Raw genomic sequence first — 22325 nt, 5'->3', positions numbered from 1 at the left:
GATATCGCGTCGACACTATGGGGTGCCGTCGCCTACCGTGCCGTCATGAAGCTTCTGTCGCTGAACGTGGGCAGCGCCCGTGCCGTGCCCTACACCCAGCAGCCCGAGGGCCTGACCGGCATCGACAAGCGGCCCACGCACGCGCCCGTACGGGTGGCCGCGCCCGGGCCCAAGGGCGTCGGCGGGAGCGGCCTGGCCGGGGACGCCGTCTGCCACCGGCGCCATCACGGCGGCGACGACCAGGCCGTGTACGCCTTCGCTCGCGAGGAACTCGACGCGTGGGAGCGGGAGTTGGCGCGCCCGCTGACGAACGGATCGTTCGGGGAGAACCTGACGACCGAGGGCGTCGACGTGTCCGGCGCGCGGATCGGCGAGCGCTGGCGGGTCGGCTCCGAGCTGCTCCTGGAGGTCACCTCGGGACGCATTCCCTGCCTCGTCTTCCAGGGTCATCTGGGTGAGAAGGGGTGGGTGCGACGGTTCACCGCGAAGGCCGCGCCGGGGGCCTATCTGCGGGTGATCGAGCCGGGGGAGATACGGGCGGGCGATCCGATCGAGATCGTGCACCGGCCGGACCACGCGGTGACGGTCGCCGTGCAGTTCCGCGCCGTGACGACCGAGCGTGAGCTGCTGCCCGGGCTGCTCGCGGCGGGCGACGCGCTGCACACGGAGGTGTTGGTCACCGCCCGGGAGTACGTCGAGAAGTACGGGGGCCACCGGGGGGCCTGACGCGGCCCGGGGTGCTCCTCGCCGGCCGCCCGGTCGCCGTCGGCACGACCCCCGTGGGGGCATCGTTTCCGGCCGTCCGGGGTCATTAATCTTGCGCCATGACAACGGCATTGATTACGGGATCCACCGCGGGGATCGGTGCCGCGTTCGCGCGGCGCCTCGCGGCGGACGGGCACAACCTCGTCCTGGTGGCGCGGGACACCAAGCGACTGCGCGAGCAGGCGACCGAACTGCACGACCGGCACGGCATCGAGGCGAAGGTGCTCACCGCCGACCTCGCCACGGACGACGGCATCGAGACGGTCGCCGCCCGGCTCGGTGACCGCAGGGCCCCGGTCGACCTGCTGGTCAACAACGCGGGCTTCGGCAACAAGGGCCGCTACCTCGACGTGCCGATGGCCGACGAGCTGAAGATGCTCAAGGTGCACTGCGAGGCGGTGCTGCGGCTGACCGGCGCGGCGGCCGAGGCGATGCGGGAGCGCGGGCGCGGGGGCGTCGTCAACGTGGCTTCGGTGGCGGCTTTCGTGCCGCGCGGGACGTACGGCGCGTCCAAGGCGTGGGTCGTGCAGTTCACGCAGGGCGCGGCGCTGGACCTGGCGGGCAGCGGCGTACGGCTGATGGCGCTGGCGCCCGGTTTCGTGCGGACCGAGTTCCATGAGCGGGCCGGCATGGGCACGGACAACATCCCGAACTGGATGTGGCTCGACGCGGACAAGCTGGTCGCGGCGGCGTTGCTGGATCTGGCCCGCGGCAAGTCGCTGTCGATCCCGGATGTGCGGTACAAGGCGCTGATGGGCCTGGCGAAGATCGCTCCGCGGGCGGTGCTCGGCGGGTTCACCTCGAAGACCGGGCGGAAGTACGGGCCGCGGTGACGGCAGCGCGAAGGCCCGGCGCCCCGCGAGGGGTGCCGGGCCTTGCGACTTCCGCGGTTCACCGACCGGAGTCGGTGTCACCGGCCTGGGTCAGTGCGAGTGACCGTGGCTGTGCCCGGCGCCGGCCGGCTCCTCCTCTTCCTTCTTCTCGACGACCAGGGTCTCGGTCGTGAGGAGCAGGGAGGCGATGGAGGCGGCGTTCTCCAGGGCGGAGCGGGTGACCTTGACCGGGTCGATGACGCCGGCCTTGACCAGGTCGCCGTACTCGCCGGTCGCGGCGTTGAAGCCCTGGCCCTTTTCGAGCTCGGCGACCTTGGAGGTGATGACGTAGCCCTCCAGGCCGGCGTTCTCGGCGATCCAGCGCAGCGGCTCGACGACGGCGCGGCGGACGACCGCGACACCGGTGGCCTCGTCGCCGGTCTTGCCGAGGTTGCCCTCGAGGATCTTGGCGGCGTGCACCAGCGCGGAACCGCCACCGGAGACGATGCCCTCCTCGACCGCGGCGCGGGTCGCGGAGATGGCGTCCTCCAGGCGGTGCTTCTTCTCCTTCAGCTCCACCTCGGTGGCGGCGCCGACCTTGATCACGCACACGCCGCCGGCCAGCTTCGCGAGGCGCTCCTGGAGCTTCTCGCGGTCCCAGTCGGAGTCGGTGTTCTCGATCTCGGCCTTGATCTGGTTGACGCGGCCCACGACGTCCGCCGAGTCGCCGGCACCGTCGACGACGGTCGTGTCGTCCTTGGTGACCGTCACGCGGCGGGCGGAGCCGAGCACGTCCAGGCCGACCTGGTCGAGCTTGAGGCCGACCTCCTCGGCGATGACCTGAGCGCCGGTGAGGGTGGCGAGGTCGCCGAGCATCGCCTTGCGGCGGTCGCCGAAGCCGGGGGCCTTGACGGCCACCGCGTTGAAGGTGCCGCGGATCTTGTTCACGACCAGGGTCGACAGGGCCTCGCCCTCGACGTCCTCGGCGATGATCAGCAGCGGCTTCGAGGCGTTGGCCTGGATGACCTTCTCCAGCAGCGGCAGCAGGTCCTGGATGGAGCTGATCTTGCCCTGGTGGATGAGGATGTACGGGTCTTCGAGGACCGCTTCCATGCGCTCCTGGTCCGTCACGAAGTACGGCGACAGGTAGCCCTTGTCGAAGGCCATGCCCTCGGTGAAGTCCAGCTCCAGACCGAAGGTGTTGGACTCCTCGACGGTGATGACACCGTCCTTGCCGACCTTGTCCATGGCCTCGGCGATGAGCTCGCCGACCTGGCTGTCCTGGGCGGACAGACCGGCGACGGCGGCGATGTCGGCCTTGTCCTCGATCGGGCGCGCGGTGGCGAGAAGCTCGTCGGAGACGGCCTTGACGGCGGCGTCGATGCCCTTCTTCAGGGCGGCCGGGGAGGCGCCCGCGGCAACGTTGCGCAGACCCTCGCGGACGAGCGCCTGGGCCAGCACGGTGGCGGTGGTCGTACCGTCACCCGCGATGTCGTTGGTCTTGGTCGCCACCTCCTTCACCAGCTGGGCGCCGAGGTTCTCGTACGGGTCGTCGAGCTCGACCTCGCGGGCGATCGTGACACCGTCGTTGGTGATGGTGGGGGCACCGAACTTCTTGTCGATGACGACGTTGCGGCCCTTGGGGCCGATCGTCACCTTGACCGTGTCGGCAAGCTTGTTGACGCCGCGCTCAAGGGCGCGACGGGCGTCCTCGTCGAACTTCAGAATCTTCGCCATGGGAGCGGTTCAGCCCTCTCGGAAAACGTGGGTGAAACGAACCGCGCCCCTGACGCCCGGCTCTGTGAGGTCGCGGGGGCCAGGGGCGCAGTTCACTGCAAAACTGGGTGGAGCTGGTGGCGCTGGGTGAATTACTTCTCGATGATCGCGAGCACGTCGCGAGCGGAGAGGACGAGGTACTCCTCGCCGTTGTACTTCACCTCGGTGCCGCCGTACTTGCTGTAGAGCACGATGTCGCCGGTCTTGACGTCGAGCGGCAGGCGCTCGCCGTTCTCGAAGCGGCCCGGGCCCACGGCGAGGACGACGCCCTCCTGGGGCTTCTCCTTCGCGGTGTCCGGAATGACCAGGCCGGAGGCCGTGGTCTGCTCGGCGTCGAGCGGCTGGACCACAATGCGGTCCTCAAGCGGCTTGATGGCAACCTTGGAGCTGGTGGTCGTCACGATCCGACCTCCCCCTTCGGAGATCTCGGGGTCATCTGTCTGAGGTGGCGACCAGGTCGATCCGTCGTCGCGGGTGCCGGACCTGCCCGTCGCTACTGGCACTCTCCCTGGGGGAGTGCCAGAACTGAGACTATGACCGCGGTTAGCACTCGGTCAAGCGGAGTGCCAGTTGCCTGCGGCGCGGCGGCGGGTTTTCGGGCTCCCCGAGGGGGTTTCCGGGCGGTTCGTCGGTGGCGTCGTCTCCGGGGGCTGCCGCCCCGGGCCCCCGCCTTCGGCCTGGACGGCCTCGTCCTCAAGCGCCGGACGGGCTGATATCGCCGACCGGCGCCGGCGGGTTCCCCGGGGGAAGGCCGAGACAGTTCTTCAGGCGTCCCACCGGCAGCGAAGTTCCCGCCGGCCCGTCCGGGCTGAGATTGCCGACCGGCGCCGGCGGGTTCCCGGGGCGGGGGCTAGAGATAGTCCTCCAGCCGTCCCACCGTCAGGCCCTCCCGCTGGACCCGCCGCAGCAACCGCGCCGTCCGTTCCGGCAGCGGGGTTCCCGCCGGCTCGTCCGGGCCCACCGCCACGATGTCGCCGGGGCGCAGGCGGTGGACGCCATGGGTGTAGGCGAGGCCGGCGGGGCCCATGGCGGCGCGCCAGAGCACGATCGCCGAGACCCCGCAGGCGGCGGCGGCCCGGCGGGTGACCGTGCCGTAGGTGCCGTAGGGCGGGCGGAGGAGGCGGGGGCGGTGGCCGAAGCGGGAGCGGAGTCTGCGTTGCCGGCCGCAGATCTCGGCGCGCTGGCCGGCGTAGGGGAGGTCGCGCAAGGAGGGGTGGCCGAGGGTGTGGTTCTGGACGGTCGCGCCGACCGACTGGAGGCGCGAGAAGTGGCCGTGCCCGGGTCCGAGGGCACCGTCCGTGAGGAACACGCTGACGGGCAGGCGCAGTTCACGCACCATCTCGATGAGCCGCAGGTCTTTCTGGGCGCCGTCGTCGTAGGTCAGGAAGACCACCTTGTCGGTGGTGTGGACGTGGTCGAGGACCGGCGCGAGGCCGGGGCCCGCCGTCCGGGGCGCCGGGCGGGCGGGGACCGGGGGCAGGGACGGGGACGGAGTGGGCGACGGGGCCGATCTCGGGGCGGGGCGGAGCGGGGTGTCCAGGCCCCAGCGGCGGTACGGCTGCGAGGCGGACGGGGTGTGGCGTACGCGTTGGGCGGCCTTCTTGCCGAGCCGTTCGATGGGGTCCACGGACTGCGCGCAGCCGCCGAGGAGAACGGCCGCCAGGACGACGGACGCCGGGACCCGCGGCCTCACAGGTAGTCCTCCAGGCGGGCCACCGAGTACCCGTCCGCCGTGACCCGGTCGAGGAAGCGGCGCATGTCGTCGACCATGGTGCCCTTCCAGTCCTTGCGGCCCCGGAAGTGGGTGAGGACGATGTCGCCGGGGTGCAGGTCCTGGTCCCACTCGCGGTACTCCCAGTGGTCGACGAAGACCTCCTCGTCCCAGATGGGGGCGTACTTGATACCGCACGACTTGGCGGCCCGCAGGGTGTCCTGGTTGTAGTTGCCGTAGGGCGGGCGCAGGACGGTCGGGCGCTTGCCGAACTGCTTCTGCATCACGTCCTGCATGTCGCAGATCTCGTGCCTCTGCTGCTCGTAGGTGAGCCCGGGCAGGTAGGGGTGGTGGAGCGTGTGGTTGTTGAGGGTGACGCCCTCGGACTGCATCTTGCGGAAGTAGCCGTAGTCGTCGTTGATCAGGTAGTCGCTGAGGAAGGCGGTGTACGGGATCTTCAGGTCGCGCATCATCCGCAGGAACGCGGGGTCCTTCTCCTCGCCGTCGTCGATGGTGAGGAAGACGATCTTCTGCTTGGTGGGGATCGTCGTGAAGACCGGCGGCAGGCCCAGCTCCTCCTGGTCGTCCACCTCGAAGCCCTGGCGCGCGCTGATCTCCGGCTTCCTGGCCGGGGCGGGCGGGGCGGTGAGCGGCACCTTCGACAGGCCCCAGCGCTTCGCGGCGGCCGCCCGGACCAGGGAGGCGGCGCGCAGCCTGGTGGCGTAGGAGTCGAGGGCTCGGGCCTGCGGCGCGTGCAGGGGCTGTTGGCCCGCGGCCGGCGGGGTGGCCGGGTGCGGGCGGTCCGGGGCGCAGCCCGCGACGGCGACGGCGGCGAGCGCGAGGGCGGCGACCGTGCCGCGGACACCCGTGCGCCGATAGACCCCACTATGGTCATTTTGTACGACTACTCGCATGGTGTCGGATCCTCCCAGCCCCGGCGCGCGATCCCGGAGCGACACCGCCACCGCACGCACACCGTCCACCGACTGGCCCACAATGATCCGGTGAACGACCCCGTACTCGCCTTCGCGTCGCTGCTCACCCCGGCCGGCCGCCGCCTCCTCGACGAGGTCCGCGCCACCGACCCCGCGCGGGAACTCGCCGTGGCGACCCGGCTGCGCCGCTCCCACCCCGCCGGGCTGGTGTCGGCGGCGCTCGGCCAGGCGCGGCTGCGGCAGCGGGCCGCGGCGAAGTTCGCGCCCGAGGACGCGGCGGCGATGTTCTTCACCCCGGACGGGGTCGAGCAGTCGACCCGGGCGAGTGTCGCCGCCCACCGGGCCGCCCGGATGCGGGACCTGGGGATCACCTCCGTCGCCGACCTGTGCTGCGGGATCGGCGGTGACGCCGTCGCCCTGGCCCGGGCCGGCATCCGGGTCCTCGCGGTCGACCGCGATCCGCTCACGGTCGCGGTCGCCCGGGCCAACGCGGACGCGCTGGGGCTCGACGGCCTGATCGAGGTGCGGGAGGCCGACGTCACCGAGGTGGACACCGGCCCCTACGACGCCGTCTTCGTGGACCCGGCGCGGCGCGGCGGCCGGGGGCGCGTCTTCGACCCGGAGGCGTACTCGCCGCCCCTGTCCTGGGCGGTGGGCGCCGCCGCCAAGGCCCGCTTCGCCGCGCTGAAGATCGCGCCCGGTGTGCCGCACGAGGCGATTCCCGCCGGGGCCGAGGCGGAGTGGATCTCGGACGGCGGGGACGTGAAGGAGGCGGTCCTGTGGTTCGGGACCGAGCCGGGACGGGTGTGCGCCACCCTGCTCCCCGGCCCGCGCGTCCTCTCCGGCCGCCGCCTGCCCGACCCCGGAGTCCGGCCCGTGGGACGGTACTTGTACGAGCCGGACGGCGCCGTCATCCGCGCCCACCTCGTCGCCGAGGTCGCCGAGGAGCTCGGCGGGGGCCTGATCGACGAGACCATCGCCTACGTCACGGCCGACGAGGCGCGGCCGACACCGTACGCCTCCGGTTATGAGATCACCGATCAACTCCCGTTCAACCTGAAGAAGTTGAGGGCGCTGCTGCGGGAGCGGGAGGTCGGGGTGCTCACCGTGAAGAAGCGGGGGTCGGCGGTCGAACCGGAGGAGCTGCGCCGCAAGGCCCTTCCCAAGTCCGGGGGACCCCACTCGGCGACCGTGTTCCTCACCCGGGTCGCGGGGGCGCCGACCATGCTGCTGGGGCGTCCGCTCTGAGCGCACGCCGACCCGGCCGGGCGGTCGGGGGGTCAGCCGCCGTCCGCCGACTCGGCTCTGGCCAGCAGCAGTTCACGCTCCCGCGCGTTGCGGGCGAGCGCCGCCGCGCGGACGAACTCCGCTCTCGCCTCCGCCGTACGGCCGAGCCGCAGCAACAGGTCGCCACGGACGCTGGGCAGCAAGTGGTAGTCGCGCAGGGCGGGTTCGGCGGACAGGGTGTCGACGAGGGCCAGGGCGGGGGCCGGGCCGTCCGCCATCGAGATGGCCACCGCGCGGTTCAACTCGACGACGGGAGAGGGGGTTCGGGCGGCGAGCAGGCCGTAGAGGGTGGCGATGGTGCGCCAGTCGGTCTCCTCGTAGGTGTACGCGTGGGCGTGGCAGGCGGCGATGGCGGCCTGGAGGGCGTAGGGGCCGGGGGCCCCGGTCGCGACGGCGTCGGCGCGGCCGAGGGCGGTGACGCCGCGGGCGATGAGCATCCGGTGCCAGCGGCGGCGGTTCTGGTCCTTGAGGAGGACGGGTTCGCCGCTCGGGCCGGTGCGGGCGGCGGAGCGGGACGCCTGGAACTCCAACAGGGCGGCCAGCGCGTGCACTTCGGGTTCCTTCGGCATCAGAGCGGCGAGCAGCCGGGCCAGCCGCAGCGCGTCCTCGCAGAGGGACGGGCGCAGCCAGTCGTCGCCGGCCGTCGCCGTGTACCCCTCGTTGAAGACGAAGTAGATGACATCGAGCACCGAGCCGAGGCGGGCCTCGCGGTCGGGGCCGTAGGGCACCTCGAAGGCGACGTTCCTCGTGGCCAGGGTCCGTTTGGCGCGGACGATGCGCTGGGCGACGGTCGCTTCGGGGGCGAGGAAGGCGCGGGCGATCTCGGCCGTGGTCAGGCCGCCGAGCAGGCGCAGGGTGAGGGCGACGCGGGCCTCGGCGGAGAGCACCGGGTGGCAGGTGGTGAAGACCAGCCGGAGCAGGTCGTCGTCGATGTCGTCGGGGCCGGCCGGCTCCTCGGGCGGGGCGGTCGTCTCCAGGGTGCGGCCGATCTGCTCCAGCTTGCGGGCGTACCGCTCCCGGCGCCGGACCAGGTCGACGGCGCGGTGCCTGGCGGCGGCCATCAGCCAGGCGCCGGGGTTGTCCGGCACCCCGTCCCGGGGCCACTGCTCCAACGCGGCGACCAGCGCGTCCTGCGCGAGTTCCTCGGCGATCCCGATGTCCCGGACGATCCGGGCGACACCGGCGACGACCCGAGGGGACTCGATACGGAAGACGGTTTCGATGGCGCGCCCGGGGTCGGCGGCGGCCGGGCCGAGGCCGGCGGTGGGCTGCGGTTGCGAGGTCACAGCCCACCATGCAACATCCAGGGCGGCGCCGGGCCGAGGAGGGCCGGGCCTACTCGGCGATCTGCCGCAGCTCGCAGGTCACCGTCCAGAACTCCTCGTGCACGCGCAGGAAGCGCTCGGTCCACTCCAGGGCCTCGGCGTGGTCCTTGCACTGCATGATCGAGTACCCGCCGACGACCTCCTTGGACTCGGTGAAGGGCCCGTCGGCGACGGAGATTTTCCCGTCCTCCCAGTGGACCCGGCTGCCCTGCGCGGACGGTGTCAGCCCGGCGGTGTCGAGCATCACCCCGGCCTTGGTGATCTCCTCGATCAGCTCGCCCATCCGCCGCATCAGCTCGGGGCTCGGGCCCTCGGCGGGGACGGTCCTCTCGTCGATCTTCACGAGTGACAGATAGCGCGGCATGGTGACTCCTCGGGTGCGGCGGGCCGGGTCCCTCCCGGCCCCGCAACCATGCGTCGAACGGGGGGCCGCCGGATCGACATCCTCGCCGGAATCTTCGAGAAGTTTTTTCCGCGAGCCCGTTCCCGCAGGTCAGGCATGGGCCCGCGGGCGCCCGGCGAGCGGCCGATCAGCGCAGGGAGTCCCACAGCCGGCTCGCCGCGGGTTCCTTCGCGATCACCCGGTTGGGGTCGGACGGTGCCGTGACCACCGGCATCATGACCGTCTTCGTGCCGGTCGCCGACAGCCCCTCGAGGCTCTGTCCGAGGCCGATCAGTTCGCTGAGGGAGTCGAGCCCGGTGTCCGTGGTGAGGCTGTCGGTCACCGCGTCGGTGACGTCGTAGAGCTTGGCGGGGTCGGTGAGGAGGTCGTTGGCGGCGATCTGTCCCAGGAGGGCCTTCACCAGTTTCTGCTGGAGACCTATGCGGCCGAGGTCGCTGCCGTCGCCGATGCCGTGCCGGGTGCGGGCCATCGCGAGGGCCTGCTTGCCGTCGAGGTGGTGGGTGCCCTTCTTGAGGTTCAGGTGGCTCTTGTCGTCGTCGATGTCCTGGTCCGTGGTGACGGTGACACCGCCGAGGGCGTCGACGAGCTTCGCGAAGCCGGAGAAGTCGATCTCGACGTAGTGGTCCATCCGGACGCCGGTGATCGACTCGACGGTCTTCACCGCGCACACCGGTCCGCCCACCGAGTAGGCGCTGTTGAACATCACGTTGTGGGCGACGGGTGTCGAACCGCCCGACGACAGCGGGCAGGAGGGCCGGGTGACCAGGGTGTCGCGCGGGATGCTGACGACGGTGGCCCCGGTGCGGCCCGCGTCGATGTGCACGACCATCGCCGTGTCGGAGCGGGCACCCGAGCTGTCGCCGCCGCCGAGTTGCTGGTTCGCCTTGCCGCTGCGCGAGTCCGAGCCGAGGACCAGGATGTTCAGGGAACCGGTGGGCAGCGCGGCGGAGGCCGAGGCGGGGGCGGAGGGCGTGACCACCGCCTTCGCCGGCCGGTCGTCGCCGAGCGCGCTGTTGATGTCGACGCTTCTGATGTTGTCGTTCAGGTGCCAGTAGGCCCAGCCCGCCGTGGCGACACCCACCACGAGAGCTCCGGCCAGAGTGAGGCCGGCGGCCCTCAGCACTCTCGACCGCCGGCCCACTCTTCTGTCGTCGTCGGTCTTCCCGTCGTGTCCGATCACGGAGGGAACATAGGTCCGAATTATTAGGGGACTGTTAGGACCGGGGGCATGCGGGCGTTTTCTTCGGAAACTCTCACGCTTCTCAGCTCCGGCTCAGCCCAGAGTCACCGTGGGCACCGAATTGCCGCCGCTCCAGGTCCCGTTGAACCCGAACGTCACCGAACCCCCGTCCGGGACCGACCCGTTGTAGGACGCGTTCGCACAACTCACCGCCGCACCCGACTGGGTGCAGGTGGCGTTCCAGGCCTGGGTGATCCGCTGACCCGCGCCATAGGTCCAGTTCGCCTTCCAGGACGAGAGGGAGGCCCCGGAACAGGCGATCGTCACCTGCCCGGTGAAGCCTGTGTTCCACTGACTGCTCACGCTGTACGTCGCGGTGCACGCGCCGTTCGTCGGCGGCGGGGTGGTCGTCGTCCCGCCGAGCGCCTCCGCGATCCCGTAGTACGCCGGTTTCGGCGCGTAGTTCTCGTCGTACGGTGTCGCCGCCCCGTACCCCGGGAACGTGCTCGGCACCCAGGAGTCGGAGTCGGTGAAGCCCCACACGGTGACGTTGACGCACCGCGTGACGGCGGCACAGGCCGCGACGACGCTCTTGTAGTCGGCCTTCTGCTGGGCCAACGAGGCGTTGGTGGCGGGCAGTTGCATCCGTACGTCGAGTTCGGTGATGGCCACGTCGACGCCCAGGTCGGCGAAGCGCTGGATGTTCTGCTGGAGCGTCGAGGGCACCTGGCCGAGGACGAGGTGGGCCTGGAGTCCGACGCCGTCGATCGGAACACCCTGCGCCTTGAGGGACTTGACCAGGTTGTACAGGGCGGTGCTCTTCGCGTTGACGCCCTCGACGTTGTAGTCGTTGATGTACAGCTTGGCGTCGGGATCGGCGGCGTGGGCCCAGGTGAGGGCCTGCGCGATGTAGCCGGAGCCGAGGCCGTTGGACCAGAGCGTGGGGCGGAGGGTGCCGTCCTCGTTGAACGCCTCGTTGACGACGTCCCACGCGGTGATCGCGCCCTTGTAGCGCCCCACCTCCGTACTGATGTGGTTCTGCAGCAGAGTGCTCAACTGGGCTGTCGTCCAGCTGCCGTTGGTCAGCCAGCCCGGGTTCTGGTTGTGCCAGACCAGGGTGTGGCCGCGCACCTGCTGGTGGTGGGCCTGGGCGAACGCGACGATCTGGTCGGCCTCGCTCCAGTCGAAGGAGCCCTGCGTGGGCTCCACCGTCCCCCACTTCATGGCGTTGCCGGGGGTGAGCGAGCTGAACTGGGTTCCCGTGACCGAGCCGTAGGTGCCGGTCAGCTTGGAACCGGTGACCGCTGTGCCGATGACCTTGCCCTGGGCGGCGGCGAGATCGCGCAGCGGGGTGTCGGCGGCGTGCGCCGCCGGTGCGGTGAGGAACATCGCGGCGCCGGTGAGGAGCGCCGCGAGGGACAAGCCGGTTCTCAGAGATCTCATGCGGGTGCCTCCGAAAGTTTCGGTCGGATAACCGATTGGCTTCGGAGGAGTGTGGAGGCGTTCACCCCACCCGTCAATACGTCAGCTTCCGGCCACCCCGGTCACTCCGGGCGTGGGACCGGAGCGGGCGGCACGGCTGGTGCGGACGTGCTGCTGCGCACCACCAGGCTCGTCGCCAGCTCCACCCGGGTGGCCGCCGAGGACTCCTGCTCCCGGCCGAGGTCCAGCACCAGCTTCGCCGCCGCCTCGGCCATCTCGGTGAGCGGCTGCCGTACGGTCGTCAGCGGCGGCCCCACCCAGCGGGCCACCGGCAGATCGTCGAACCCGACCACGCTCAGGTCCTCCGGGATGCGCAGGCCCAGCTCGCGCGCCGCCTCGTAGAGACCGAGCGCCTGGAGGTCGTTGCCGGCGAAGACGGCGGTGGGCCGGTCCGGGCGGCGCAGCAGTTCGAGGCCGAGCCGGTAGCCGGCCTCGTGGTGGAAGTCGCCGGTCCGGATCAGCGAGGGGTCGACCGGCAGTCCGGCCGTCTCCAGCGCGGCCCGGTAGCCGTCCACGCGGGCCCGGCTGCACATGATCCGGGAGGGTCCGCTGATCGCGCCGATCCGGGTGTGGCCCAGTTCGACCAGGTGCCGGGTGGCGGCGAGCCCGCCCTGCCAGTTGGTGGCGCCGATCGACGGTACGTCCGCGCCCGGGTCGCCGGCCGGGTCCATCACCACGAACGGGATGGAGCGGCTGGTCAGCAGGGCGCGCTGGGACTCGTCGAGACCGGAGAGCACCAGGATCACCCCGTGCGGCCGGCGGGCGGCGACCTGGTCGGCCCAGGTGCGGCCCGGGGTGAGCCGTCCCGCGCTCTCGCTCAGCACCACGCTCAGCCCGGCGTCCCGGGCCACGTTCTCCACGCCTCGGATGACCTCCATCGCCCAGGCGCTCTCCAGCTCGTGGAAGACCAGGTCGATCAGGGGCGAGCGGGACGCCTCGGCGCGGCGGCGCCGGTAGCCGTAGGCGCGCAGCAACTCCTCGACCCGGCTCCGGGTGCCGGGGGCGACGTCGGCGCGGCCGTTGAGCACCTTCGAAACAGTCGGAGCCGAGACTCCGGCCTCGCGGGCGATCTCGGCGAGCGTCGCGGTCCGCGCCGCCCGACCTGCCGTCTGGGTTTCACCGGATTCCGAGGCTGTCATGCCCGCGATCGTATCCCCGTCGGCCCGCCGAACGAACCCCTTGCCGCACCCTGACCGCTCTGAACATTCGAGACGTGACGCGAAACATTCGAGTGGGCGAGGCGGTCAGGAGCCCTGCTCCCCCACCGACTCGAACCGCCAGCGGTGCACCGCCCGGGTCACCAACTCCGCGTCAGGCTCCGGGAGTTCGGGCAGCTCGTCGTCGTAGGAGGCGTCCCACCAGGTGATGACGAGGACGCGGTCCTGGGGTGCGCGGAGGGTCTCCCGGCGCAGGGGTTCGGCCGGGAGGCGCCGGTCGCGCGCCCAGGCGAGGAGGTCCGCACCCCGGCCGGGCAGGGCGCGGGCCTCCCACATCAGCGCGACCGTCATGAGTACAGGTTCTCCATGCTGACCTCGTGCACCTGGTCGTGCCCGGGCCGGTGGGCGCTGCCCGGCACATGCGGCTCCGTCACCGGCAGCGAGGAGTCCGCCGACAGGTCCCAGTCGGAGGCGGCGCGGTCGCGCGCCACCATCTCCGCGCCGAGGGCCGCGACCATCGCCCCGTTGTCCGTGCACAGCTTCGGGCGGGGCACCCGCAGCCGGATGCCGGCCGCCTCGCACCGCTCCTGGGCCAGCGCCCGCAGCCGCGTGTTGGCGGCCACCCCGCCGCCGATCATCAGGTGGTCGACGCCCTCGTCCTTGCAGGCCCGCACCGCCTTGCGGGTCAGCACGTCCACGACCGCCTCCTGGAAGGAGGCCGCCACATCGCGCACCGGCACCTCCTCCCCCGCCGCCCGCTTCGCCTCGATCCACCGGGCGACGGCGGTCTTCAGCCCGGAGAAGGAGAAGTCGTACGCCGGGTCGCGCGGCCCGGTCAGCCCGCGCGGGAACGCGATCGCCGTGGGGTCGCCCTCCTTCGCGTACCGGTCGATGACCGGGCCGCCCGGGAAGCCCAGGTTGAGCACCCGGGCGATCTTGTCGAAGGCCTCGCCCGCCGCGTCGTCGATGGTCGCGCCCAACGGCCGGACGTCGGCGGTGATGTCGGTGGAGAGCAGCAGCGAGGAGTGGCCGCCGGAGACCAGCAGTGCCATCGTCGGCTCGGGCAGCGCGCCGTGCTCCAGCTGGTCCACGCAGATGTGCGAGGCGAGGTGGTTCACGCCGTAGAGCGGTTTGCCGAGCGCGTAGGCGTACGCCTTCGCCGCCGAGACGCCGACCAGCAGCGCGCCGGCGAGTCCGGGCCCGGCGGTGACGGCGATGCCGTCCAGGTCCCGGGCGCTCACCCCCGCCTCCTTCAGCGCGCGCTCGATGGTCGGGACCATCGCCTCCAGATGCGCCCGGGAGGCCACTTCGGGGACGACCCCGCCGAAGCGGGCGTGTTCGTCGACGCTGGACGCGATGGCGTCCGCCAGCAGCGTGGTGCCGCGCACGATGCCGACGCCGGTCTCGTCGCAGGAGGTCTCGATCCCCAGGACCAGGGGTTCGTCAGCCATCGATCTCGGTTCCTTGTACGGAGGCGGGGCCCGCGGCGATGCCGCCGTCGGACTCGGTGGTCAGTCGCATCACCAGGGCGTCCACGTTGCCCGGCTGGTAGTAGCCGCGCCGGAAGCCGATGGGCGCGAAGCCGTGGCGCTCGTAGAGCTTCTGGGCGCGGACGTTGTCGACCCGGCATTCGAGCATCACCTCTACGCACTCGAACTCGCTTGCCGCGCTGAGGAGTTCGGTGAGCAGAGTGGAGCCGAGGCCGGTGCCCCAGTGGTCGCGGGCGACGGCGATCGTCTGGATGTCGGCCTGGTCGCCCGCGGTGGCGAGGCCCGCGTATCCGACGAGCCGGCCGCCGGCCAGGGCGACGAGGTAGCGCCGGGTCGCCGTGGTGCCCCGCGCGTGGGCGAGTTCGGACCAGAACATGCCCCGGGACCAGGCGTCCTCGGGGAAGAGGTCCCTCTCCAGCTCCAGTACGGGATCGATGTCCCACCAGCGCATCTCGCGCAGCCGAGGAGTCGCGGAATCGGTCACTTGGGGGTGACCACCTTGTAGTTCTTGGGCACCTGCGCGTCGGGACGGCGCAGGTACAGCGGCCGGGGCGCGGGCAGTTCGACGCCCGCCGCGAGTCTCTCGGCGGCCAGCGCGGCGAGCGCGCCGGCGGAGACGTGCCGCGGCTCGCGCGCCTCGGGGAAGGTGTCGGGGTAGAGCAGCGCGCCCGCTCCGACGGCGGGCACCCCGGCCACCTCGGCGGCGATGTCGGCGGGCCGGTCGACGGCCGGCTCGGTCACCCGGGTGCGGGGATCGGCGTAGCGCGCCCAGTAGACCTCCTTGCGCCGCGCGTCGGTCGCCACGACGAAGGGGCCGTCGATGTCGGCTGCGTGGGCGAGTCCGTCGAGCGTGCACACACCGTGCACGGGCACCCCGAGCGCGAGCCCGAAGGTGTCGGCGGTCATCAGCCCGACGCGCAGCCCGGTGTAGGGGCCGGGGCCGATGCCGACGACGACGCCCGTGACGGCGTCGAGCCGCAGCCCCGCCTCGGCGAGCACCCGGTCGACGGCGGGCAGCAGCAGCTCGCCGTGCCGGCGCGGGTCCACCTGGCTGGACGAGGCGATGACGGACTCGCCGTCGTGCAGGGCGACGGTGACGGCGGGCGTGGCGGTATCCAGAGCGAGCAAGAGCACGCAAACAGCCTACGGCTCCGAGGGCTCCCGCACGGCCGCCCCGGTCAGCCCGGTCCCGGCTGCTAGCGTCACCGGGAGTCACCACAGGTACCGCACACAGCACGGAAAGGCGGGCGCTGATGGCCGGCACCAGCTCGGGAATCGTGGCCGGGCTCACCGTGGCCGCCGTCGCGACGGTCGGGGTCCTCACCTTCCAGGCGTCGGCGAACGTACCGGGCGGCCCGGGCACGGCCCGCGCGAGCGCCTCACCCTCGGCGGCCACCTCGAAGGCGCCCCGCGACCGGCGGAACCCGGCCGCCCTGCCCGCCGGTTCAGGGAAGGGCGAACGGGTCGTGTACTCCGTGGACGACGACCGGGTGTGGCTGGTCGGCCCCAGCGGCCGGCCCAAGCGGACCTTCGCGGTGACCCCGGGAACCGTCGACCCGGCCCCCGGCACCTACTACGTCACCTCCCGCGCCAACTCCGTCACCGGCACCGACGGCACCCCCATCGAGCACGTCGTCCGCTTCACCAGTACGGGCGGTGTCGCCATCGGCTTCAGCGCGGCCGTGCACGGGACGGCCCCGGACACCGAGAGCACCGCGCGGACGGGCGGTATTCGCGAGTCCCGCGAGGACGGCGAGGCCATGTGGGAGTTCGCGACGATCGGGCAGCAGATCGTCGTGATCCGGTAGCGGGCGTAATTCCGTGGGCGTCGCGACCCAGGAGGGGGGCGTGACGCGTAGCGGGCGTCCACCGACGGCGGTCGTCCACCGGCGGGGCGGGTAGGGGGGCCTGGACGAGCCGGAGGCCTGGACAGGTCCCGGGTTTCGCGTCTCAGGTCTAGGCGGCCCGGCGTTCGCCGGTTCGGCGCCGCTCGGCCGGTGCCTCCTCGGGAGCCGCTGGACGGGGTGGCGTGGAGATCGCACGGGCCGCGGCGCCCGCCGCCAGCAAGTCGCGCACGGAGACGCCGACGGCCCCGGCCGACCGCGCCCGGGCGGCGTTCGGCAAGGCCGAATCGGTCGTCGCCGTCGTCACGTTCGTCGCGGACTGCGCGTCCGTCGCGGACTGCGCGGTCGTCGCGGACTGCGCGGTCGTCGCGTTTCCCGGGTGCTCCGAGATCGACATGGACGCCTCCTGGGACCCTGGGGGCGGGCGTGGTTAGGCAGCCCTAACCACGGATTGGGTACCATGTGAACACGGTTGACACGCCGGGCGCAATATCTTGCCGACACCTTGTCGGGACCCGCTCCGCGGCGGTGGCCCCCGGCCCGCTCAGCCGGCCAGCGTCTCCAGCCGGGCCGCCACCCACCGCGCGCCGAGCCCGGTCGCGGTCACGTGCCGCACCTCGTCCGTGGTGTCGCCCTGCGCCCGGTGGATGACGACCTCCAGCCGGTCCTCGGTCAGCTCCTCGACCTTGCCCTCGCCCCACTCCACGACGATCACCGACTCAGGCAGCGACACGTCGAGATCGAGGTCCTCCATCTCGTCGAGTCCGCCGCCCAGGCGGTACGCGTCGACGTGGACGAGCGGCGGCCCGTCGCCGAGCGAGGGGTGCACACGGGCGATGACGAACGTCGGAGAGGTCACCGCGCCCCGGACCCCGAGGCCCTCACCGAGCCCCCGGGTCAGGGTCGTCTTGCCGGCGCCCAGCTCCCCGGTGAGCATCACCAGGTCGCCGGCGCGCAGCAGTCCGGCGAGTCGGCGCCCCAACTCCCGCATTTCTTCAGGCGAGTTGACGGTGATCGCCACGGACAGGGGCTCAGCCGCGCGGTGCGGTGCTGCTGGTACTTCCATAGCCGCTTACGGTAGCCCCTGCGGGGACGGCGCCCGCGCGGGTGAGCAGGTCGGCGAGGCGGTCGGTGACCACCTCGGGGTGCTCCAGCATGACCAGGTGCCCGGCGTCCGGCACCAGGACCAGTTCGGCCTCCGGGAGCAGGTCGGCGATGGCCTCGCTGTGCTCACTGGGCGTGACGAGATCGCCGATCCCGGCCAGCACGAGGACCGGCATGTCCTGGAAGCGGGCGAGCGCCTCGGTCTTGTCGTGGTCGCTGAAGGCGGGGTAGAACTCGGCGACCACGTCGATCGGCGTCCCCTCGATCATCCGCTCGGCGAACCGCGCGACCGCCGGATCGACGTCCCGCGACGCGAACGAGTACCGCTTGATGATCCCGGTGAACAGGTCGGCGGTGGCCCGCCGTCCGCGCTCCACCAGCGCGGCCTGCGTGCCGAGCGCCTTGAGGACGCCGGGCAGCACCCGTCGTACCGCGTTGACCCCGGCGACCGGCAGCCCGAAGCTGATCTCGCCGAGCCGCCCCGACGACGTCCCCACGAAGGCGGTGGCCACGACCCGGTCGGGGACCAGTTCCGGGTACTGGTCGGCCAGGGCCATCACCGTCATGCCGCCCATGGAGTGCCCGACGAGCACGATCGGCCCCTCGGGCACGGCCGCGTCGAGCACGGCCTTCAGATCGCGGCCCAGCTGGTCGATGGTGACCGGTTCCCCGTCCCGGATCTGGGTGGCGCCGCGCGCGGACCGGCCGTGGCTGCGCTGGTCCCAGTAGACGGCCCGTACGACCCCGCGCAGCGCCGCCCGCTGGAAGTGCCAGGAGTCCTGGTTGAGGCAGTAGCCGTGGCTGAAGACGACGGTGACGGGGGCGGGCGCCTTGCGTCCGAAGAGCCGGCGCCGGCGCGGGGTCACGTCCGCGTCCTGCTCGACGTCGTCGACCTCGTAGTACAGCTCGGTGCCGTCGTCGGCGTACGCCTTGCCGGGCGTGCCGCGCAGCGAGCCGTAGGGGCCGGTGGAGTCGAGGGCGAGCCGGGCCCTCCTGCGCATGCCGCGGCCGACGGTCATCCGCTCTATGGCGACGCCGGCCGCCGCTCCCGCGGCGACCACGCCTATCGCGGCGCCCGCGATCCCGGTGGCCTTGCGCCAGCTCCCGGCCGCCCCCACGACGGCGGAGGCGGCCGAGGCGGCCGTCTCCGCGCTGCTCTCGCTCACGTACCGCTCCTCTTCGCGTCCCGGCCCGGGACCGTACCCGTCCCGGAGGTCCCGCGGTTGTCGTCGGGATAGACGCGGGGAACGCGCGTACCGATGCGGGTGACGATCTCGTAGGCGATGGTGCCGGCGGCCTGGGCCCAGTCCTCGGCGGTGGGTTCGCCGTCGGCGCCGGGTCCGAAGAGGATCGCCTCGGCGCCCGCCTCGGGTTCGTCACCGCCGAGGTCGACGACGAACTGGTCCATGGCGACCCGCCCCGCGACCGTGCGCCACTTGCCGCCGATCAGCACCGGCCCGCTGCCGGAGGCGTGCCGGGGGACGCCGTCCGCGTAGCCGACGGGGACGAGCCCGAGCGTCGTCTCGCCCGGGGTGACGTAGTGCTGCCCGTAGCTGACGCCGTGCCCTCCGGGGACGTGCTTCACCAGCGCCAGGGACGCCTTCAGGCTCATCACCGGGCGCAGTCCGAAGTCGGCCGGGGAGCCCAGCTCGGGGCTGGGCGAGATGCCGTAGACGGCGATCCCGGTGCGGACGAGGTCGAAGTGGCTGTCCGGACGGGTGAGCGTGGCGGCCGAGTTGGCGATGTGCCGCACCTCGGGCCGTACGCCGTTCCGCTCGGCGTGGGAGACCATCTCGCGGAAGACGGCGAGCTGGGCGTCGACGGAGGGGTGGCCGGGTTCGTCGGCGCACGCGAAGTGCGACCAGAGGCCGGTGACGCGGAGCAGTCCTGCGGCCTCGGCCCGCACGGCCGCGCCGACCAACTCGGCCCAGTCGTCCCCGGGTTGGCATCCGTTGCGCCCCAGCCCGGTGTCGCCCTTGAGCTGCACGCGCGCGGGCGCACCGGCCGCGCGGGCGGCGGCGGTGACCTCACGCAGCGCCCACATCGCGCTGACGGAGACGTCGAGGCCGGCCTCGATCGCCTCGCGCCAGGGCCCGCCGGGCGTCCACAGCCAGCACATGATCCGGACGTCGTCGGGCAGCCCGGCGTCGGCCCGCAGGGTGAGCGCCTCCTCGGGCGTGGCCGTGCCGATCCAGGTCGCGCCCGCGTCGACGGCGGCGCGGGCACAGGGCACGGCCCCGTGGCCGTAGGCGTCGGACTTCATGACCGCCATGAGGGCCGCGCCCGGCGCGAGGGCGCGCAAGGCTCGCACGTTGGCCCGCAGGGCGGCCAGGTCGATCTCGGCGCGGGCGCGCAGGGGCGCGGTCGGCGGCAGTGCAGTTTCAGTCATGGCGCCCCCAGTCTCTCAGAGACGACCGACAGCACCGGGAGGCCGCCCGGCCCTCCTACTTCCCCGACCGGTGCCCCCACACGTACACGCGGTCGCCGTTCCTCAGCACGTTCCAGAGCGCGCGGGCGTCGCCGAACTGGAGGTTGACGCAGCCCCAGGAGCCGACGGAGGTGTAGAGGCTGCCGTAGACGGCGTGGAAGGCGATGCCCTTGTCGAAGAACTGGGCGTACGGCATCGGGCTGTTGTACAGCGTCGACCAGTGGTTCTTGTGCTTCCAGTAGATCCGGTGCCAACCCAGCCGGGTGGGGTGGGCGTTCCGGCCGCTGCGTACGGGCACCGGCCCGAAGACCACCTTCCGGCCCCTCTGCACCCAGGTCAGCTGCCGGTCGAGATCGACGCACGCGACCTGGTAGGAACGCACCGGGCACCTCCCGGCCGCGTTCGGGTTCTTCCGCGCGCCCCGCAACTGCATCCGTGCCCAGGTGACCGGCCCGGCGAACCCGCTGCTGGGCTTGATCCCCTCCCGCAGCTGGAAGGCCCGCACGGCCCGGCAGTCGGCCGCCGACTGCCTCCCGTCCGCCTTGAGCCGCAACCACCGCTCGACTTCCCACTGATAGGGCCCGGTCCGCTTGCTGCACGCCACCTTCCCCACGGCGTCACCGAGCGGCACGTACTCGACCAGGTCGTACGTCCCCTCCGCCGCGTCCCGGGGTTCGACGGCGTCCTCCGCGGCGCTGGGCCGGTACACGATCGGCGCGAGCCCCTGGTCGGGGGTGTCGATCTGCCAGGGCTGGTACGGCCCCGGCGGCACCCCGGGCACGAGTTCGCCCTCGGCGGGTCCGGAGGCGGGCGCCACGGGCCGCGGGGCCCCGGCGGTCTGAGCCCCACCGACGGTCTCCACGCCCCCGGCGGCACCGGTGGCACCGGTGGCCCCGGCGGATCCGGCGGTCCCGATCGGGAGGGCGATCATCGCCGTGAGCACCACCGCGAGGCTTCTGCGCGCGATTCGTCTGCTGATCATGCGATCAGAGAAACGCGGGAGCGGGACCCGCGCGGGGTGGCGCGCGGTGGGGTCACTCGTCCTGCCGAGCGATTCGATGCCGACGCGGCGCCACGGATCGCTACGAATCGCCACGTATCGCCAGAGAGCTCAGCGGACCAGTACGGCAGCTTTGGCCGCCGGGCGAGCGGAGCCTCCCGCGCCCGTCACCCCCTCATCCCCTCACCCCCGTACGCCCCGCCACGCCTCCGGAAGCGCCTCCGCCACATCGTGCGCCCCCACCGGCGCCCCGTCCGCCGCCAACCGCCCCGCCAGCCCATGCAGATACGCCCCCGCGCTCGCCGCGTCGAACGCCGGCAGCCCGGCCGCCAGCAACGACCCGGTCAGCCCCGACAGCACGTCTCCGCTGCCCGCCGTGGCGAGCCACGCCGTGCCGGTCGGATTCACCCGCACCGGGCCGCCCGCAGGCGAGGCCACCAGCGTCGTCGACCCCTTGAGCAGCACGGTCGCCCCGTACCGCCCCGCCAACTCCCGTACGGCGTCCAGCCGAGCGCCCTCGACCTCCTCGCGCGCGACGCCGAGCAACGCGGCGGCCTCTCCCGCGTGCGGGGTCATCAGCGTCGGCGCCGTACGGGCCCGTACGGCCTCCCGCCCGGCCAGCCGCAGCCCGTCCGCGTCGACGAGCACCGGTACATCCACGGTGAGCACCTCCGCCACCACCCCGGCGTCGTCCCCGACACCCGGCCCGACGACCCATGCCTGCACCCGTCCCGCCTTGCGCGGTCCGAGGTCGGAGACGAGCACCTCGGGGAAGCGCGCGATCACCGCGTCCGAGGCCGGCCCGGCGTACCGTACGGCCCCCGCCCCGCCCCGCAGCGCCCCCGCGACGGCGAGGACGGCCGCGCCCGGATAACGCCCGGACCCGGCGGCGATCCCGACGACCCCCCGCCGGTACTTGTCGCTCTCGGCCCCCGGCACGGGCAACAGCCGTGCCACGTCCGCGTGTTGCAACGCCTCCAGCTCGGGCGGGCCGGGCAGTTCGAGCCCGATGTCGACGAGCCGCACCAAACCGGCGTACTCCCGCGCGGGATCGATCAGCAGCCCCGGCTTGTGGGTGCCGAAGGTGACGGTGACGTCGGCACGGACGGCGGGCCCGCGCACCTCGCCGGTGTCCGCCTCGACCCCGCTCGGCAGATCGACGGCGACGACGGCGGCCCGGCCGCCGGCCACCAGCTCCGCGAGCCGTGCCGCGTCCGGCCGCAGCCCGCCCCTGCCGCCGATCCCGACGATTCCGTCGACGACGAGATCGGCCCGCGCCAGTACCGGACCGGCATGCGCCGGGGAGACCGTACGGCCCCCCGCGCGCCGGAGCGCGGCGAGGCCGCCCGGGTGGGTGCGCTCGGGCGAGAGCAGTACGGCCGTGACGCCGGCGCCCCGCCGGGCCAGCCGGGCGCCCGCGTAGAGGGCGTCCCCGCCGTTGTCCCCGCTGCCGACCAGCAGGACGACCCGGCCGCCGTAGACCCGCCCCAGCAACTGGGCGCAGACGGCGGCGAGTCCGGCGACCGCCCGCCGCATCAACGTCCCGTCCGGGAGCGACGCCATCTGCTCCCGCTCAGCCGCCCTGACCGTCTCCACGCTGTACGCAGTACGCATGGCACCGAGTCT

General features: G+C 72.7%; 23 protein-coding genes. 5 read left to right on the top strand and 18 right to left on the bottom strand.

Going from position 1 to position 22325, the window contains the following annotated elements; translation table 11 throughout:
* Positions 1 to 45 precede the first annotated feature (45 nt).
* Positions 46 to 726: an MOSC domain-containing protein gene (locus ABZT12_RS06460; RefSeq protein WP_356378239.1), complete on the top strand. Its 681-nt coding sequence runs from the start codon at positions 46 to 48 to the stop codon at positions 724 to 726.
* A 98-nt stretch (positions 727 to 824) separates the two neighbouring features.
* Positions 825 to 1598: an SDR family oxidoreductase gene (locus tag ABZT12_RS06455; RefSeq protein WP_356378236.1), complete on the top strand. Its 774-nt coding sequence runs from the start codon at positions 825 to 827 to the stop codon at positions 1596 to 1598.
* Between the two features lie 90 nt (positions 1599 to 1688).
* On the opposite strand, the gene groL is transcribed toward ABZT12_RS06455, so the two are convergent.
* The 4 genes from groL to ABZT12_RS06435 all read right to left on the bottom strand — a co-directional run bounded on the left by groL (position 1689) and on the right by ABZT12_RS06435 (position 5978).
* The gene (gene groL / locus ABZT12_RS06450) at positions 1689 to 3314 is read right to left on the bottom strand and encodes a chaperonin GroEL (protein ID WP_356378234.1); all 1626 of its coding nucleotides are present in this window, start codon (positions 3312 to 3314) and stop codon (positions 1689 to 1691) included.
* 131 nt (positions 3315 to 3445) lie between these two features.
* A complete protein-coding gene (gene groES, locus ABZT12_RS06445; protein ID WP_003998759.1) occupies positions 3446 to 3754 on the bottom strand; it encodes a co-chaperone GroES in 309 nt (102 codons plus the stop codon).
* A gap of 449 nt (positions 3755 to 4203) precedes the next feature.
* Positions 4204 to 5046, bottom strand: coding sequence for a polysaccharide deacetylase family protein (locus ABZT12_RS06440; RefSeq protein WP_356378231.1), 843 nt, complete (start codon positions 5044 to 5046; stop codon positions 4204 to 4206).
* Complete coding sequence (locus tag ABZT12_RS06435; RefSeq protein ID WP_356378228.1) at positions 5043 to 5978, bottom strand: polysaccharide deacetylase family protein; 936 nt, start codon at positions 5976 to 5978, stop codon at positions 5043 to 5045. The genes ABZT12_RS06440 and ABZT12_RS06435 overlap by 4 nt, the downstream gene beginning before the upstream one ends.
* On the opposite strand from ABZT12_RS06435, the gene ABZT12_RS06430 reads away from it, so the two are divergent.
* On the top strand, positions 5961 to 7247 hold the full coding sequence (locus tag ABZT12_RS06430) for a methyltransferase domain-containing protein (RefSeq protein WP_356379004.1): 1287 nt from the start codon (positions 5961 to 5963) through the stop codon (positions 7245 to 7247). The genes ABZT12_RS06435 and ABZT12_RS06430 overlap by 18 nt on opposite strands.
* A gap of 32 nt (positions 7248 to 7279) precedes the next feature.
* Here the strand turns inward: ABZT12_RS06430 and ABZT12_RS06425 are convergent, their stop codons facing one another.
* From ABZT12_RS06425 to tsaB, 9 genes are all read right to left on the bottom strand, one after another.
* Positions 7280 to 8572: a sigma-70 family RNA polymerase sigma factor gene (locus tag ABZT12_RS06425; RefSeq protein ID WP_356378225.1), complete on the bottom strand. Its 1293-nt coding sequence runs from the start codon at positions 8570 to 8572 to the stop codon at positions 7280 to 7282.
* A 49-nt stretch (positions 8573 to 8621) separates the two neighbouring features.
* Positions 8622 to 8975: a YciI family protein gene (locus tag ABZT12_RS06420; protein ID WP_356378222.1), complete on the bottom strand. Its 354-nt coding sequence runs from the start codon at positions 8973 to 8975 to the stop codon at positions 8622 to 8624.
* A gap of 166 nt (positions 8976 to 9141) precedes the next feature.
* Positions 9142 to 10194, bottom strand: a complete 1053-nt coding sequence (locus ABZT12_RS06415) for an LCP family protein (protein WP_356378219.1) — start codon at positions 10192 to 10194, stop codon at positions 9142 to 9144.
* A gap of 93 nt (positions 10195 to 10287) precedes the next feature.
* On the bottom strand, positions 10288 to 11637 hold the full coding sequence (locus ABZT12_RS06410; RefSeq protein WP_356378216.1) for an endo-1,4-beta-xylanase: 1350 nt from the start codon (positions 11635 to 11637) through the stop codon (positions 10288 to 10290).
* Between the two features lie 101 nt (positions 11638 to 11738).
* Entirely contained in the window at positions 11739 to 12815 is a 1077-nt protein-coding gene (locus ABZT12_RS06405; RefSeq protein WP_356378213.1) for a LacI family DNA-binding transcriptional regulator, read from the bottom strand.
* Positions 12816 to 12920: 105 nt separating this feature from the next.
* Complete coding sequence (locus ABZT12_RS06400; RefSeq protein WP_356378211.1) at positions 12921 to 13184, bottom strand: hypothetical protein; 264 nt, start codon at positions 13182 to 13184, stop codon at positions 12921 to 12923.
* Positions 13181 to 14284 (bottom strand): tRNA (adenosine(37)-N6)-threonylcarbamoyltransferase complex transferase subunit TsaD, encoded by a 1104-nt coding sequence (gene tsaD / locus ABZT12_RS06395; protein ID WP_356378208.1) that lies wholly within the window; start codon positions 14282 to 14284, stop codon positions 13181 to 13183. Before tsaD ends, ABZT12_RS06400 begins: the two co-directional genes overlap by 4 nt.
* Positions 14277 to 14774, bottom strand: a complete 498-nt coding sequence (rimI, locus tag ABZT12_RS06390; protein ID WP_356379001.1) for a ribosomal protein S18-alanine N-acetyltransferase — start codon at positions 14772 to 14774, stop codon at positions 14277 to 14279. Before rimI ends, tsaD begins: the two co-directional genes overlap by 8 nt.
* 29 nt (positions 14775 to 14803) lie before the next feature.
* Positions 14804 to 15457 (bottom strand): tRNA (adenosine(37)-N6)-threonylcarbamoyltransferase complex dimerization subunit type 1 TsaB, encoded by a 654-nt coding sequence (gene tsaB, locus ABZT12_RS06385; protein ID WP_356378205.1) that lies wholly within the window; start codon positions 15455 to 15457, stop codon positions 14804 to 14806.
* Between the two features lie 119 nt (positions 15458 to 15576).
* Between tsaB and ABZT12_RS06380 the strand changes: the two genes are divergently transcribed.
* Both ABZT12_RS06380 and ABZT12_RS06375 read left to right on the top strand, forming a co-directional pair.
* Entirely contained in the window at positions 15577 to 16131 is a 555-nt protein-coding gene (locus ABZT12_RS06380; RefSeq protein ID WP_356378202.1) for a hypothetical protein, read from the top strand.
* Between the two features lie 221 nt (positions 16132 to 16352).
* Positions 16353 to 16601: a hypothetical protein gene (locus tag ABZT12_RS06375; RefSeq protein ID WP_356378199.1), complete on the top strand. Its 249-nt coding sequence runs from the start codon at positions 16353 to 16355 to the stop codon at positions 16599 to 16601.
* A 110-nt stretch (positions 16602 to 16711) separates the two neighbouring features.
* Here ABZT12_RS06375 and tsaE read toward each other — a convergent pair whose 3' ends face one another.
* The 5 genes from tsaE to ABZT12_RS06350 all read right to left on the bottom strand — a co-directional run bounded on the left by tsaE (position 16712) and on the right by ABZT12_RS06350 (position 22313).
* Entirely contained in the window at positions 16712 to 17233 is a 522-nt protein-coding gene (gene tsaE, locus ABZT12_RS06370; RefSeq protein ID WP_356378196.1) for a tRNA (adenosine(37)-N6)-threonylcarbamoyltransferase complex ATPase subunit type 1 TsaE, read from the bottom strand.
* Entirely contained in the window at positions 17199 to 18437 is a 1239-nt protein-coding gene (locus tag ABZT12_RS06365; RefSeq protein ID WP_356378192.1) for an alpha/beta hydrolase, read from the bottom strand. The genes tsaE and ABZT12_RS06365 overlap by 35 nt, the downstream gene beginning before the upstream one ends.
* Complete coding sequence (alr, locus tag ABZT12_RS06360; RefSeq protein ID WP_356378189.1) at positions 18434 to 19660, bottom strand: alanine racemase; 1227 nt, start codon at positions 19658 to 19660, stop codon at positions 18434 to 18436. Before alr ends, ABZT12_RS06365 begins: the two co-directional genes overlap by 4 nt.
* Before the next feature lie 55 nt (positions 19661 to 19715).
* Positions 19716 to 20681 carry a L,D-transpeptidase gene (locus ABZT12_RS06355; RefSeq protein ID WP_356378187.1) on the bottom strand — a complete coding sequence of 322 codons (966 nt, stop codon included), beginning with the start codon at positions 20679 to 20681 and terminating at the stop codon, positions 19716 to 19718.
* Positions 20682 to 20882: 201 nt separating this feature from the next.
* Positions 20883 to 22313 (bottom strand): NAD(P)H-hydrate dehydratase, encoded by a 1431-nt coding sequence (locus ABZT12_RS06350; RefSeq protein WP_356378184.1) that lies wholly within the window; start codon positions 22311 to 22313, stop codon positions 20883 to 20885.
* Positions 22314 to 22325: the final 12 nt, after the last annotated feature.

Origin of the sequence: Streptomyces sp. NPDC005423 (assembly GCF_040606415.1) — a bacterium.
In the GTDB taxonomy this organism is placed as follows: domain Bacteria; phylum Actinomycetota; class Actinomycetes; order Streptomycetales; family Streptomycetaceae; genus Streptomyces.
The sequence above is the reverse complement of the archived record's forward strand: the minus strand, read 5'-3'. Positions and strand labels throughout refer to the sequence as shown.